General features: G+C 29.0%; 1 protein-coding gene. It reads left to right on the top strand.

Annotated features, from left to right (window positions below; all coding sequences use genetic code 11):
• Positions 1-107 precede the first annotated feature (107 nt).
• Positions 108-255: prepilin-type N-terminal cleavage/methylation domain-containing protein (locus AAEY79_RS15650; protein WP_352289508.1), on the top strand; the 148-nt coding region annotated here is incomplete at its 3' end.

The following is a 255-nucleotide window of genomic DNA, read 5'->3' as shown; positions in this document are numbered from 1 at the left end:
GGGTAAGAGTATCAAACAAGAAAAATATAGAATGTAAATTTTAACAAAATGTAAAATGACAAAATATAAAATAATAAAGATTATTGATAAAGAATTGATTAGCAGTGATGTCTGCAAATAGTCAATTAAACACTGTCATTCATGTTGCGCTTGGTTATACTCTGTTTTATATAGCAGAGGAATTGCGCATGAAAAAAATACAATCTGGTTTTACTCTAATAGAATTGATGGTGACCATTACCGTTGCTGCAATAC

The organism is Psychrobacter sp. GW64-MNA-CIBAN-0177 (assembly GCF_040309585.1).
In the GTDB taxonomy this organism is placed as follows: Bacteria; Pseudomonadota; Gammaproteobacteria; order Pseudomonadales; family Moraxellaceae; genus Psychrobacter; species Psychrobacter okhotskensis.
Note: the sequence above shows the minus strand (reverse complement) of the source record. Positions and strands in the feature narration are given on the sequence as shown.